13 protein-coding genes are annotated in these 14293 nt (G+C 56.2%); 10 read left to right on the top strand and 3 right to left on the bottom strand.

The annotated features are described in order from the left end of the window. Nucleotides 1-53: 53 nt before the first annotated feature. The 3 genes from DSD30_RS07235 to fabD all read right to left on the bottom strand — a co-directional run bounded on the left by DSD30_RS07235 (nt 54) and on the right by fabD (nt 2705). Nucleotides 54-290, bottom strand: coding sequence for an acyl carrier protein (locus DSD30_RS07235; protein ID WP_114008988.1), 237 nt, complete (start codon nt 288-290; stop codon nt 54-56). A 527-nt stretch (nt 291-817) separates the two neighbouring features. Then, nucleotides 818-1558 (bottom strand): 3-oxoacyl-[acyl-carrier-protein] reductase, encoded by a 741-nt coding sequence (gene fabG, locus DSD30_RS07240; protein WP_114008989.1) that lies wholly within the window; start codon nt 1556-1558, stop codon nt 818-820. A 202-nt stretch (nt 1559-1760) separates the two neighbouring features. Then, nucleotides 1761-2705 carry an ACP S-malonyltransferase gene (gene fabD / locus DSD30_RS07245; RefSeq protein WP_114008990.1) on the bottom strand — a complete coding sequence of 315 codons (945 nt, stop codon included), beginning with the start codon at nt 2703-2705 and terminating at the stop codon, nt 1761-1763. A gap of 692 nt (nt 2706-3397) precedes the next feature. Here fabD and rpsF point away from each other — a divergent pair. From rpsF to DSD30_RS07295, 10 genes are all read left to right on the top strand, one after another. Further along, nucleotides 3398-3817: a 30S ribosomal protein S6 gene (gene rpsF / locus DSD30_RS07250; RefSeq protein ID WP_114008991.1), complete on the top strand. Its 420-nt coding sequence runs from the start codon at nt 3398-3400 to the stop codon at nt 3815-3817. 14 nt (nt 3818-3831) lie between these two features. Beyond that, on the top strand, nt 3832-4065 hold the full coding sequence (gene rpsR, locus DSD30_RS07255; RefSeq protein WP_114008992.1) for a 30S ribosomal protein S18: 234 nt from the start codon (nt 3832-3834) through the stop codon (nt 4063-4065). 148 nt (nt 4066-4213) lie between these two features. Beyond that, nucleotides 4214-5194, top strand: coding sequence for a DUF2232 domain-containing protein (locus tag DSD30_RS07260; protein WP_157967605.1), 981 nt, complete (start codon nt 4214-4216; stop codon nt 5192-5194). A gap of 136 nt (nt 5195-5330) precedes the next feature. Further along, nucleotides 5331-5948: a 50S ribosomal protein L9 gene (rplI, locus tag DSD30_RS07265; RefSeq protein WP_114009652.1), complete on the top strand. Its 618-nt coding sequence runs from the start codon at nt 5331-5333 to the stop codon at nt 5946-5948. Nucleotides 5949-6262: 314 nt separating this feature from the next. After that, the gene (locus DSD30_RS07270; protein ID WP_114008994.1) at nt 6263-7750 is read left to right on the top strand and encodes a replicative DNA helicase; all 1488 of its coding nucleotides are present in this window, start codon (nt 6263-6265) and stop codon (nt 7748-7750) included. A 292-nt stretch (nt 7751-8042) separates the two neighbouring features. Continuing rightward, nucleotides 8043-9215, top strand: coding sequence for an alanine racemase (alr, locus tag DSD30_RS07275; protein ID WP_114008995.1), 1173 nt, complete (start codon nt 8043-8045; stop codon nt 9213-9215). A gap of 41 nt (nt 9216-9256) precedes the next feature. After that, nucleotides 9257-10654, top strand: coding sequence for a DNA repair protein RadA (gene radA, locus DSD30_RS07280; RefSeq protein WP_114008996.1), 1398 nt, complete (start codon nt 9257-9259; stop codon nt 10652-10654). Nucleotides 10655-10871: 217 nt separating this feature from the next. After that, nucleotides 10872-11477 carry a CvpA family protein gene (locus DSD30_RS07285; protein ID WP_114008997.1) on the top strand — a complete coding sequence of 202 codons (606 nt, stop codon included), beginning with the start codon at nt 10872-10874 and terminating at the stop codon, nt 11475-11477. A 262-nt stretch (nt 11478-11739) separates the two neighbouring features. Beyond that, nucleotides 11740-13236 (top strand): amidophosphoribosyltransferase, encoded by a 1497-nt coding sequence (gene purF, locus DSD30_RS07290; RefSeq protein WP_114008998.1) that lies wholly within the window; start codon nt 11740-11742, stop codon nt 13234-13236. 36 nt (nt 13237-13272) lie between these two features. Continuing rightward, on the top strand, nt 13273-14025 hold the full coding sequence (locus tag DSD30_RS07295; protein WP_114008999.1) for an SDR family NAD(P)-dependent oxidoreductase: 753 nt from the start codon (nt 13273-13275) through the stop codon (nt 14023-14025). Nucleotides 14026-14293: the final 268 nt, after the last annotated feature.

Genomic DNA, 14293 nt, shown 5'->3' on the forward strand with positions numbered 1-14293 from the left:
CGGTTTTCAATCCAATTGATCCCGATCTCAGCGATCAGGTCCAACCAAAGCCATTAGCCAGCAGCTTTGGTCAGGAAGGAGACAGCGTCGCCAACGGTCTGGATGGTTTCAGCAGCATCGTCTGGAATTTCGGTGCCGAATTCTTCTTCGAAAGCCATAACCAGCTCAACGGTGTCCAGGCTGTCTGCACCCAGATCGTCGATGAAGCTTGCAGTGTCGGTCACTTTTTCAGCTTCTACACCGAGATGTTCGATCACGATTTTTTTTACGCGTTCAGCGATATCGCTCATGTTTCTTCCTCAAATTTGTCAATCGATCTAAAGCTCCACCTGATCGCATTTCATGTTTTTTGCGTCAGGACAGCGCCTTGTTTCATTGGCTTATGGCTTCTCGACTGACAAAAGTCTTGCGAGAGAGCCCCGGTGGGAAAAAAGTCCTGAGAGGCAAAACCTGACAAAACTTTCCCGATTGCGTACACCGCCAACTGGCCCACAGGATCGAAAAGATCAATTGTCGCGAGCACCTGGCCGTCAAACCACTTCCAAATCGGCCAAAACCCTTGGCTTACCCCGGAATTCGCGCGGTTCGTAACACACTTTCTTGCGCTTGAGAAGCTCTGTATTTGCTCTAAGAGCCAAAAGTCCCGATCATCCCAAGTCTTTTTCAGGGCAGAAGGCTATCAAACAAGGGACAGATCAACCAATCCCCTTCTTCCCCGATGCATTCCGATTCCATGCCATACATGATGTGAACCGGGATGCAAAAATAGCAATAGAGAAGACCGATTCCTAAGCAATTTGCCCGGACCGGTCTTCTTTCAGATCATAGCCATGCCGCCATTGACATGCAGGGTCTGACCCGTGATGTAGGCCGCTTCTTCGCTGGCAAGATACACCGCCGCTGCAGCAATTTCTTCTGGCGTGCCCATCCGGGACGCCGGAATGGAAGCATTGATGGCTTCCTGCTGTTTCTCGTTCAGCTTATCGGTCATTGCCGTCTTGATGAAGCCCGGCGCAATGCAGTTGGCCGTGATGCCACGGTTGGCAACTTCCTGCGCCAAAGATTTGGTCATGCCGATCATGCCGGCCTTGGCAGCCGCATAATTGCCCTGACCCGCATTGCCAGTCACGCCAACAATCGAGGTGATACCGATGATGCGGCCATTGCGGCGCTTCATCATGCCGCGCAGCACCGCGCGTGACAGACGCATTGCAGAAGTCAGATTGACGTTGAGCACCTGCTCCCAGTCTTCGTCCTTCATACGCATGAACAAACCGTCACGGGTAATGCCAGCATTGTTGATCAGAATATCAATCTGGCCCATCGCGCCTTCAGCGTCTTTCACCAGTGAAGCAATCGAATCTGCATCAGACAAGTTGGCTGGCGTAACGAAAACCCGCTCTCCACCCAACTTCTCTGCAACAGATTGGAGCACTTCAACGCGCGTACCGGAAAGAGCAACTGTGGCACCCTGTGCATGCAATGCAGCAGCGATGGATTCGCCAATGCCGCCACTTGCACCGGTCACAAGTGCACATTTCCCGCTCAAATCAAACATTCTCTTCTTCCTCCTGGATCGACCCGCTTGACACCAGATCATCAAGAATACCAGCCAGAAACAACGACTTGAAAGGAGTTCAGAACCAACGCTGCGGTTCTGAACTCCCTGAGACTGGGTCGATCAATCCTGTCTTCCTCTTTTCAAAATGATCTCTCACGACAGGACATGTATGTTTGTTTTTATATGTTTCAAATGGCCTTTAGGCCAATTTCAGCATTGCTGCGTCAATATCAGTCAGTTCGCCAACATTGATGGTTTCAACGCCTCTCGCAATGCGCCGCGCCAGACCGGACAGCACCTTGCCAGCACCAACTTCATAAAGTGTGCTCACGCCGTTGGAAGCCAGCCAGGAGATGGATTCAGACCAGCGCACCATGCCAGTGACCTGCTCGACCAGATGGCGACGAATGGCTTCCGGATCGCTAACCGGACCAGCCAGAACGTTGGCAATCAGCGGAACAACCGGCTGGTTGATGGTCGCCTTGGCCAGAGCCTGAGACATCACGTCAGCAGCAGGGGCCATCAGGGCGCAGTGGAACGGAGCACTCACCGGCAGCAGCAAAGCGCGCTTGGCGCCTTTTTCCCGCGCCAGACGGGTCGCACGCTCAATCGCGGCCTTCACACCGGAGAGAACAACCTGACCGGCGGAGTTGTCGTTGGCAACCTGACAGACTTCACCTTCGGAGGCAGAATCGGCAACTTCTTTGACATCGTCGATGTCCATGCCGATGATCGCAGCCATGGCGCCCTCACCGACAGGCACGGCCTGTTGCATTGCGTCACCACGGATGCGCAGCAAGCGAGCAGTATCGGACAGGCTCAACGCGCCAGAAGCAGCCAGCGCGGAATATTCACCCAGAGAGTGACCGGCAACATAGGAAACCTTGTCAGCCAGAACGAGACCACGTTCTTCAAGCACGCGAAATGCGGCGATGGACGTGGCCATCAGAGCTGGCTGGGCATTGCGGGTCAGGGTCAGCGTCTCGGCCGGACCATTCCACATGATGTCGGACAGCTTTTCACCAAGCGCATCGTCGACTTCTTCAAAAACAGCGCGCGCAACAGAATATTCATCTGCCAGCGCCTTGCCCATGCCGACAGTCTGACTGCCCTGACCAGGGAATGTAAAAGCGATTTTCTTCATTGCGTTTCCAACCTCAAACACCTAAAGGACGCACATTCTTCAACGTACGTTTGTTTACTGACATCCGCCAGCCCTTTTTCATATTGGACAGGGCCGAGCAAGAGACGCTCACCGGATAGGCCTATCGGAATCCAATTGTTCCGCGCGCTTTTCCAGTCACTTTGACGCGTCTGTGACAACCTTCCACGCATTTGGCTTTATTAGACGAAAGAGTCAAGAGCACGCAGCGCGCGCAACGCAAAAACTTGCCAAATTAGACTTTATTCCGGGCTTCACAGCCCCCATCTTCAGTCAAAATTCCACATGACATTACGTAACGTAATCAAATTCACCGCTTTTTACAACAAATGACAATTTACCTGACAAAAGCAGAAGCAACCAGATCAAGAGCGCAGCTTTTCCGAACAACGGGCAGAATCACCCCATTTTTGCCTTGCACATCCCAGATTTTCCGCTATAAAGCGCCAATCAGCTTGGCGAGGCCGAGGGCTGAACGGAAGACTATTGCCTGAATTCCTTGCGGAATCGACCGCATTCAGAGTTTCTGGCTTTGGTAGGGAGCATGTTTCCCGCCTTCCGGTGTCTTCGCTCTATAAAGCGGTTTATTCTCAAAAGAGCCTTGTCTGAGGCTTTTTGGAGGCTTTGCGCCAGCCAGACTGATGAACATTAACTTGATAGACAAGGCAGGAACAATGGCGCTGTACGAGCACGTTTTCCTTGCTCGCCAGGATATTTCTCAGCAGCAGGTTGAGTCTCTGGTAGAGCAATATAAAACCCTGATCACCGAAGCTGGCGGCACCGTCGGCAAGGTTGAATTCTGGGGTCTGCGGTCGATCGCATACCGCATCAACAAAAACCGCAAAGCACACTATGTTCTGATGAACATCGACGCACAATCTGACACCGTTGCTGAAATGGAACGTCAGATGCGCCTCAACGAAGATGTCATGCGTTTCATGACCATTCGCGTTGAAGAACATGAAGAAGATCAGTCTGCAATGATGCAGAAGCGTGATCGTGATGACCGCCGTGGCGGTCCTCGTGGTGATCGCGGTGATCGTCCGGATCGTGGCCCACGTCGTCCACGTCGCGAAGAAGCAGCAGCTGAGTAAGAGGAGCAAGAACCATGTCTGGAGCACGTCGTCCATTTTTCCGTCGTCGCAAAACTTGCCCTTTCTCCGGCGATAATGCACCGAAAATTGATTACAAGGATATCCGTCTTCTGCAGCGCTACATTTCCGAGCGCGGCAAGATTGTTCCTTCCCGTATCACGGCAGTTTCTGCCAAGAAACAGCGTGAGCTGGCCCGTGCCATCAAACGCGCACGTTTCCTTGGCCTCCTGCCATATGTCATCAGCTAATCGCTGAGAGACAGACATTCGCGAAGGACGGATAACCGCCCTTCGCATCTCTCCCTGAGAGAAACAACAATGTGATCGTTGGGGTATGGCATCGCGACCTGCCTCTAACCGCCACCAGAGACCGAACGGTCAGCGGGACAGCAAAAGAATGAACCACTATCTTCCCATCGCCATTGTTGCAGGCTTCTGCACAACCCTTTTGAATATCTCCGGTTATGCCGGTGGTATTTTTGGTATTGGCTTTCTTCTGGTTCTTGCCGCTCCTCTACCGCTGATAATCGCCTCGCTTGGCTGGGGCAACTTTGCCGGTCTTATTGCCGCCCTCACCTCTGGCGTCACCACAGCTTTGATGATCAGCCCGCTGGCCGGTTTGCTGTTTGCGCTTCTGACCAGCCTGCCTGCCTGGTGGATCTGCCATCTTGCCAGCCTGAGCCGCGTCGATGAACACACTGGCGAGGTTTTCTTTTATCCGCTCTCTCGCCTGTTGATGTGGATCGCGGGATTCGCAGCCGTCGCGACGCTGGCCATGTTCGTGCCGTTTGGCTTTAGCCTCGACACCTACATGGATGCCATCTCCACGCTGGTTAAACAGATCTATGACGGCGGTCAGTTCGCCGATGCAGGGGTGGATCTCGACGGTCTGGTGCAGCTGGTTGGCCGCATGGCGCCCACGGCCTCAGCCCTGATGCTGGTCTTCAGCATGGCAGCCAATCTTTATATTGCTGGCAAGGTGGTGCACAAATCAGGTCGGCTTGCCCGCCCGTGGCCGGGCCTGCATTGGCTGACGCTCCCGCCGGTCGGGGCTTATATCTTCCTTGCCGCCCTCATTGGCCTCTTCGTGCTGCCGGACCTGTCAGGCGTCCTGGCGCAGATCGTCGCCTCCTGTTTCGGTGCAGTCCTGTTGCTGGTTGGCCTGTCTGTCATTCACAACATGACGGTCGGAAATCCCTTCCGGGGCGGCGTTCTTTGGGTCACCTATATTCTGCTCATCATCCTTCAGTGGATCAGCTTTTTCGTGGTCATTTTGGGAACCACCGAAGTTTTGCTGGATCTGCGTGCCAGAAGACTGTCCTCCCGATCCAATGATGGACCAGACGGACAGAATGACGATCAGAGCGAGCCGGATTGATCCAATCCGACGCCGCTCACGACAATGAACCGGACCCTCATTCTTATAGAGATTCAGGGATCCAACAAAGACAACAAATTGGGCCTTGCCCGACCACAACAAAGACCGGATCCAATTCCGGTGAATGGAGATCAAAATGGAAGTCATTCTGCTTGAACGCGTTGCCAAGCTTGGCCAGATGGGCGAAATCGTGTCCGTACGTACTGGTTATGCCCGCAACTTCCTGCTGCCTCAGGGCAAAGCCATCCGTGCAACTGACGCCAACAAAAAGCGTTTTGAAGCCGAACGCGCCCAGCTGGAAGCCCGCAACCTCGAAGCAAAATCCGAGGCAGAAGCCCTCAAAGAGCGCATTGGCGAGAAAACGGTCATCATCATCCGCGCCGCGTCCGAAACCGGCCAGATGTATGGCTCCGTTTCCCCACGCGATCTGGCAGATGCCCTGACCGAAGAAGGCGTTTCCATCAGCCGTACCCAGATTTCTCTGGAGCGTCCGATCAAATCCATCGGCATGCACGCTGTCACCGTCATTCTGCATCCAGAAGTCGAGCTGACTGTTTCCGCCAACGTTGCCCGTTCCATGGACGAAGCAGAACGTCAGGCTGCTGGCGAAGATCTGTCCCGCACCGAGCGTGACGAAGACAACTTCGAGTTTGAAGAAGATCTGGAACTCGACGAAGAGCTGCTGGAAGAAATTGAAGGCGAAGAAGAAGCAGAAGAAGCTTCTGAAGAAGCCGCTGCAGAAGACGAAGAATAAGATCGCGTCCGACGCACTGCGATACGGATATCCCCGTATCGTCCACAAGCTATCAAGGCCCGGCCCACAAGCCGGGCCTTTTTGCATGTTACGCTATCGGCAGGCCATCGGGAGGTAAATTCGCCCCGATCATACTGTCAATTCGGTCTAGAAACGATTCTCTCTTACGTGAATCAAATCGAATCAGAGTCCAGCAAAAAAGGGCGGCGAAAAATTTCGTCTGTTGATTGCCGTGAATCATCTATCAGACGCTTCAATTTGCATCCGACCTGTGTCTAGTTAGATAACCACTTGAGCAATGAGGCACGAAAAACATGGAAATGGCCGCCAAGCGCGACGGCGATGAGCCGACCCTTGCCCGTCAGGCACCGCACAATCTGGAAGCTGAACAACAGCTGCTGGGGGCGATTCTGGTCAACAACCAGACCTATGACAGGGTAGAGTCCTTCCTCAAGCCGCACCATTTCTTTGACCCGAATCTGCGTGAAATCTATGAAAAGGCCTCGATGCTGATCCGGGCGGGCAAGATCGCCTCTCCAGTGACGCTCAAGACCTTTTTCCCCGCTGATCACATGGTCGCGGAAATGCCGGTTGATATTTATCTGCTGCGTCTTGCCTCTCAGGCCACCTCGATCATCAATGCCGAGGATTTCGGTTTGCTGATCATGGATCTGGCGACCCGCCGCGATCTGATCGAGATCGGCACCGACGTGGTCAATGTCGCCTTTGATGCCCCGATTGACACCCCGCCCAAGCAACAGATCGAAGACGCCGAAAAGCGTCTGTTCGAGCTGGCAGAAACCGGTGGTGACAAGGGCGGGTTCGTTACCTTCGCCACCGCCGCGACCGAAGCCATCGAGATGGCCGAAGCCGCCTACAAGCGCGACGGCCAGTTGTCGGGCATTTCTACCGGCCTGAAGGATCTCGACCAGAAGATGGGCGGCTTGCAGCATTCGGATTTGATCATTCTTGCTGCCCGTCCCGCGATGGGCAAAACCTCGCTTGTGACCAACATCGCCTACAATGTCGCCAGCGCCTATCGCGCCGAAGAGCAAAAAGACGGCTCTTTGAAAACCATCAATGGCGGCGTCGTTGGCTTTTTCTCACTCGAGATGTCCGCCGAACAGCTCGCAACCCGTGTGATTGCCGAGCAGGCGATGGTCTCCTCTGAAAAGATCCGTCGTGGTAAAGTCGATCAGGACGAATTTGCCCGCATCGCCCACAAGGCGCAGGAAATGCAGATCACACCGTTGCATATTGACCAGACCGGTGGCATCTCCATCGCCCAGCTGGCCGCTCGCGCCCGGCGCCTCAAGCGCCAGAAGGGCCTCGACCTGCTGATCATCGACTATTTGCAGCTGTTGAGCGGCTCCTCTTCCAAGGCGTCACAGGGCCGCGTGCAGGAGATCACCGAGATCACCACCGGCCTGAAAGCGCTCGCCAAGGAACTGGCAGTGCCGGTCATTGCCCTCTCCCAGCTTTCCCGTCAGGTGGAAGCCCGTGACGACAAACGCCCGCAGCTTGCCGACTTGCGTGAATCCGGCTCCATCGAACAGGACGCCGACGTCGTGATGTTCATCTATCGCGAGGAATATTATCTCGAGCGCATGGAGCCCAAACCCGGCACCGAGGAACATTTCACCTGGCAGGCCGAAATGGACCGCGCCATGGGCAAGGCAGAAATCCTGATCGCCAAGCAGCGCCACGGCCCAACCGGTAGCGTGCCAGTTGCCTTCCAGCGCGAGTTCACCCGCTTCTCCGATTTGGCCCGCGAAGACTATCTGCCGGATACCTACGAATAGGCCATCTCAGTCTGCTGACCGCAGCGAATCCCGCGCGGTCGGCACAGACGTCAGAGACTGTCTGTCCGACGGTCTTGGCTGTCTCTGTGCCCGGACCAATTTGCCTCGGGTTTGGCAAGCGTCAAACATTGACAAAGGCAGCACAGAAACAAGGCGCGGCCTCTGCACCATGTGCAAAGCTCATTGGCAGATCGAACAAGCCCTTGCGTTGCAAGCGGCTTTTGCGCAAGCTACCGCATTCAGTCCCTGTTTTTCCGCCCGCTTTTCTAGCCGGTTTTGCAAAGACCCGACCATGCCCCAAACGCCAATTCAGCCCTCGACCCACATAGCCTTCACCGCTGCGCCAAGCGAAGCCACCGCAGGCAGCCTGTTGACGATTGATCTTGCAGCCCTTGCGGCCAACTATCGCTTTCTCGCCAGCAAAAGCGATCAGGCAGCCTGTTCTGCTGTCATCAAGGCTGACGCCTATGGCACCGGTCTGGAACAGGCTGCCATTGCCTTGTCAGAGGCAGGCTGCCAGGTCTTTTTTGTCGCTCATCCGCGTGAAGGTGAACGCGTCCGCTCACAGCTGCCAGACGCCACCATCTATGTTCTGAATGGTTTGGTTGGTGATCATAGTGACGAAGCGCTTGGCTATATCTGTGCCCACAGCCTGCGCCCCGTGCTTGGATCGTACGAGGAGATCGATCTTTGGCACGCCTATTGCGAAAGACTGGGGCTAACGATGCCATGTGCACTGCATTTCGACACTGGCATGAACCGGATGGGGCTGAGCCTGAAGGCCGCCCACAGCTTGTCAGAACGCTGGGCAGCCACGCCGCCAAACTTCGAAGTAACCCTGATCATGAGCCATCTGGCCTGTGCCGATGAGCCAAGCCATCCCCTCAACAAAGACCAGCTTGAGCGCTTCCGCGCCATCCGCGCCTGTTTCCCGACCATTCCTGCATCCCTTGCCAATTCAGCCGGGATTTTCCTTGGATCCGACTATCATTTCGATCTTCTGCGTCCCGGCATCGCGCTTTATGGCGGCCAGGCGGTCAATGAGGCACCCAATCCTATGCAGGCGGTCGCCACCCTTGAAAGCCGCATCTTATCCACCCGCAAAGTACCTGAAGGCTGGTCCGTCAGCTATGGTGCTTGCGAGGTCACCAAACGTGAAAGCCGCCTTGCCACCCTGTGTATCGGCTATGCGGACGGCTATTTGCGTGCCGCAGGCAGCTCGGACAAGGCGAAGGGCGCTTCAGTCTGGATTGCAGGCCACCGCGCCCCCATCATTGGCCGGGTGACGATGGATCTGACGATCATCGACATCACCGACATTCCCGAAGAGCTGACAGAGCCGGGAACCTTGGTGGAAATGTTCGGATCAAACATCGCTGTTGACGAAGTGGCCGCCCATGCGGGAACGATCGGCTATGAAATCCTGACGAGCCTTGGCCTGCGCGCCTATCGTCGCTATCTCTAAGCCCCACCCGTCGCTTCGAATCAGCCTGCAAGGACTCCATCATGGCCCGCAAGAAATCCACCTTCGTCTGCCAATCCTGCGGAGCGATCACCAACCGCTGGGCGGGAAAGTGCGAAAGCTGCGGCGAGTGGAACTCAATCATGGAGGAAGTTGAAGGCGCCGGCATTGGTGGCTCGCCACGCACGGTGCGCGGAAAGTCAGGCCGGGTGGTGGAACTGGTTTCTCTGTCTGGACAGGAGCAGCCTGCCCCGCGCATCGAGACCGGCGTCAGCGAGCTGGACCGGGTGACAGGCGGCGGTTTTGTCAAAGGCTCCGTCCTGTTGCTGGGTGGCGATCCGGGCATCGGCAAGTCCACCCTGCTCATTCAGGCCTCCGCAGCCCTGACCCATCGCGGTCACCAAGTCGTCTATATTTCCGGAGAGGAAGCCATTGATCAGGTGCGCCTGCGGGCCTCGCGTCTCGGTCTCGCGCAGGCCAAAGTGCAGTTGGCAGCGGAAACCAGCGTGGAAGACATTCTCGCCACCCTCACCTCCGGCCCTGCACCGGACATGGTGGTGATCGATTCCATTCAGACCCTTTGGACCGACAGCGCCGACAGTGCTCCGGGCACGGTCACACAGGTCCGCGCTTCCGCACAGGCCATGATTCGCTATGCCAAACAAACCGGCGCTGCTGTCATCCTCGTTGGCCATGTTACCAAGGATGGCCAGATTGCCGGACCGCGCGTTGTGGAACATATGGTCGACGGCGTGATGCATTTCGAGGGCGATTCCGGCCATCAATTCCGCATTTTGCGGGCCATCAAGAACCGCTTCGGCCCGACCGACGAGATCGGTGTGTTCGAAATGACCGGGGGCGGCCTGTCACAAGTTGCCAACCCGTCCGCCATGTTCCTTGGTGAGCGCAACCTTTCGACACCGGGTGCAGCGGTCTTCGCCGGAATGGAAGGCTCGCGCCCGTTGCTGGTGGAAATTCAGGCCCTTGTCGCCCAATCCCCCCTTGGCACCCCGCGCCGGGCAGTGGTGGGGTGGGATTCCAGCCGTCTCGCCATGGTACTGGCCGTGCTCGACGCCCATTGTGGTGTCCGGCTGTCCAGTCACGACGTCTATCTCAATGTGGCAGGCGGCATGAAGATCACCGAACCGGCGGCCGACCTGGCAGTGGCCGCTGCGCTGGTTTCCTCGCTGGCAGGCGTGGCTTTGCCCTCCGAGGCGGTGTATTTTGGCGAGATCAGTCTGTCGGGAGCCATCCGCCCTGTCTCCCATTCCGCTGCCCGGATCAAGGAATCAGCCAAACTGGGTTTCTCCAGCGCCTCGGTCCCCGAAGCATCCCTCAAAGCCACCAAATCCACCGAATTGAGCCTGACCAGTCTTGAAACCCTCTCCGATCTGGTGGCCCGCATCGCCGTCGGCTCGAACCTGAGCGAGAGTGATGACTAGCCGGGGACGACAGATGCCAAATTGTTGCAGCTTGTTGCAGGGAGGACGCACAGCAAGGCCGATATTGGTCCTTGTTGCCCCAACAGGCGCATAAGTTGCGCAAAAGGCCTTGCTCTTGCCCCCTTCATGGCCCTATAGAAACAAGCAAACGCGAAAGACGCCGGATCAGCCATCCATGCAGGATCCGTGCATGGCTCACTAACAGGATGGAATTCTGATGCCCATCACACTCCTCGACGGGATTTTTCTCATCGTCTTGTTGATTTCCGCATTCCTGGCCATGATCCGTGGCTTCGTGCGTGAGGTCCTATCCATTGGCGCCTGGGTTGCAGCTGCCTTTGCAACCATCTATCTGTTTGATCAGGCCCTACCCCTCGTCAAGACCTATCTGCCGCAGCCTCTGGTCGCACAGGCAGCCACAGCCTTGGGTATTTTCCTGATCACGCTGATCGTTGTCTCCTTCATCACCATTCAGATTTCCGACTTTGTTCTCGACAGCCGCATTGGTGCACTCGACCGGACCCTTGGTTTTGTCTTTGGCGCGGCACGTGGTGCCATCCTGATGGCGGTGGCAATGATCATGTTCAACTGGTTCCAGCCTGAAGACCGCCAGCCAAACTGGATTGCACAGGCCAAGGCCAAACCTTTGCTCAACCAGATCGGCGACAAACTGATCGGCCTCTTGCCGGAGGACCCCGAAGAGCAGCTGCTTGAAAAGCTCAAGCAGCGCCGAGAGGGGCTGATCGACAACGAGAATACCAGCTACAAATCCGGCGAAAGCAAAGAGCTGGATAATCTGATCAGTTCGAACAGCAAGAATTGACGCTGTTGATGACCAAATGGTCGCGTATTTCAAGGCAAGGCTGACGAAAGCGTCTGTCTATGCTAAAGGAAGAAGACAGAATTGGCGGGGCACACCCCGCCATTCGTCGTTTTACTGCTTGGTGCATCCCTTTTGTGCTCAAACCAGCTAGGGATGCTCTGAACATCAGAGCACCAGCCCACCAACGGCTTTGTGCTCGAAATCAAAAAACGGACATTCCCGCGCCTCAAATCCTAGCGCCCAGATTGAGAAGTACAATCCGATGCAAAAAAACAACTCACAGATCGATCCTCAAAGCGTCTTGCGGGATCAGGATGAAGATTGGAATCTGGAAGGGGATACACTGCACGAGGAATGCGGTGTGTTCGGTGTTTACAATGTAGAGGACGCTTCGGCCCTGACCGCTCTGGGGCTTCACGCCCTCCAGCATCGCGGTCAGGAAGCAGCAGGCATCGCAACCTATGACGGCCACCATTTCCATCTGGAACGCAGGTTCGGCCTTGTGGGCGACAATTTCTCCAACGCCTCGGTGATGGAGCGCCTGCCCGGCTCAGCCTCTATCGGCCATAACCGTTATTCCACCGCTGGTGGGGCAGCCCTGCGCAATGTTCAGCCACTCTTTGCCGAGCTGGAAGGGGGCGGCATTGCTGTGGCCCACAATGGCCAGTTCACCAATGCCATGACCCTGCGCAAGTCGTTGATCAAGCGCGGCGCGATTTTCCAGTCCAATTCCGATTCGGAAGTCGTCCTGCAGCTGATCGCCAAGAGCCGCGAAAACAATATCGTTGACCGTTTCATCGATGCCATCCGGCAGATGGAAGGTGGTTATGCTCTGGTCGCTCTGACCCGCAAGAAGTTGATCGGCGCCCGCGACCCTCATGGTATCCGTCCGTTGGTTCTGGGTGACCTCAATGGCTCACCGGTTCTGGCATCGGAGACCTGTGCCCTCGACATGATTGGCGCCGACTTTGTTCGCGACGTCGAGAATGGTGAAGTCGTCGTCTGCACCGATGAAGGGATCCAGTCCTATCACCCCTTCCCGGAGAAGCCGGCCCGTCTCGACATCTTCGAATATATCTATTTCTCCCGCCCCGATTCTGTGATTGGAGGGCGGTCGGTCTATGATGTGCGCAAGAATCTCGGTCGCGAGTTGGCCAAGGAACTGCCGCTCGACGTGGATGTGGTTGTTCCAGTCCCCGATTCCGGCGTCCCAGCGGCTCTTGGCTATGCGCAAGAGACCGGCATCCCGTTCGAACTTGGCATTGTCCGCAACCACTATGTCGGCCGGACCTTCATCGAACCTTCCCAGCATATCCGCGCCCTTGGCGTTCGCCTGAAGCACTCCGCCAACCGCTCGCAGGTCGAAGGCAAACGGATCGTGCTGGTCGATGACAGCCTCGTGCGTGGCACCACCTCGACCAAGATCGTGCAAATGATGCGCGACGCCGGTGCCAAGGAAGTGCATATGCTGCTGGCCAGCCCGCCCATCACCCATTCTGATTATTACGGCATCGACACCCCGGACCGGAAGAAGCTGTTGGCAGCGCAATATGACCTTGAAGGCATGCGTGACTATATCAGTGCCGATTCTCTGGGCTTCATTTCCATCGATGGCGTCTATCGGGCCTGTGGCTTCAAGGGCCGCAACAACGAGGCTCCGCAATTCACCGACCATTGCTTTACCGGCGACTATCCTACCGAGCTGGTCGATGTGGACGGCTCGGAAAATCACCGCGGCGGCGGTCTGCTGAAAGACTGACCCCGGACAGCCCTCTCTCCAAGGAAAGGCAACCTCATGACTGAAAAACGCCTTGAAGGTCGCATCGCCGTCGTCACCGGCGCGTCCCGTGGCATCGGCTGGCAGGCCGCCCTCGCGCTCGCGCGCGAAGGAGCCCACATCATTGCCATCGCCAAAACCGTCGGCGCATTGGAAGAACTCGATGATGCGATTCAGGCCTTCAACGGGTCGACCACTTTGGTGCCGCTTGACCTGATGGATTATGACGGCATCGACCGTCTGGGCGCGGCCATCTATGAGCGCTGGGGCAAGCTCGACATTCTGCTGGGCAATGCCGGGCTGCTCGGGGCCATCACCCCCCTTGGCCACGCAAACCCGACCAAGGACTGGGACAAGGTGCTCGGCGTCAACCTGACCGCCAACTGGCGTCTGATCCGCTCAATCGACCCATTGCTGCGCCAGTCCGATGCGGGCCGTGCCCTGTTCATGAGTTCCAGCGCTGCCCACAAGTGCAAACCCTTTTGGGGCGTCTATAGCGTCTCCAAGGCTGGCCTCGAAGCCATGGTCCGCACCTATGCGGGCGAGATTGAACAAACCAATCTCAAGGTCAACAGCTTCAATCCCGGCGGCACCCGCACCGGCATGCGTGCCAAGGCAATCCCCGGCGAGGATCCGATGACCGTGCCACATCCAAGCGAAGTGGTACCTTTCATCGTTGATTGCCTGCTGCCTGACTGCGACAAGAATGGTCAGCTCTATGACTTCCCGACCCGATCTTGGAAGAGCTATGACCATCCGGTCCTTGGCTGACCGAACAGACCAATATAAAGCCCCGGACGGCGTCAGCCATCCGGGGCTTTTTTGTTTGAAAACAGGAAACTAGCAGCAAAAGAAGAATCAGATCCTGAGTCTTTCCTCGCCCCCCTGACTCATTTTGTGAACGAGGTGATTCTATGTCTCAATTTGCAGATTCTCCGTCTGAACTTGTTGAATCAATTCCTCAATTAGCCCAGAATCAAACTCTCAGCACCACCCCACAAGACTCTGAAAAGACTCACGACAAGAAATAAGTTCCATA

It is taken from the genome of Cohaesibacter intestini (assembly GCF_003324485.1).
Lineage (GTDB): Bacteria > Pseudomonadota > Alphaproteobacteria > Rhizobiales > Cohaesibacteraceae > Cohaesibacter > Cohaesibacter intestini.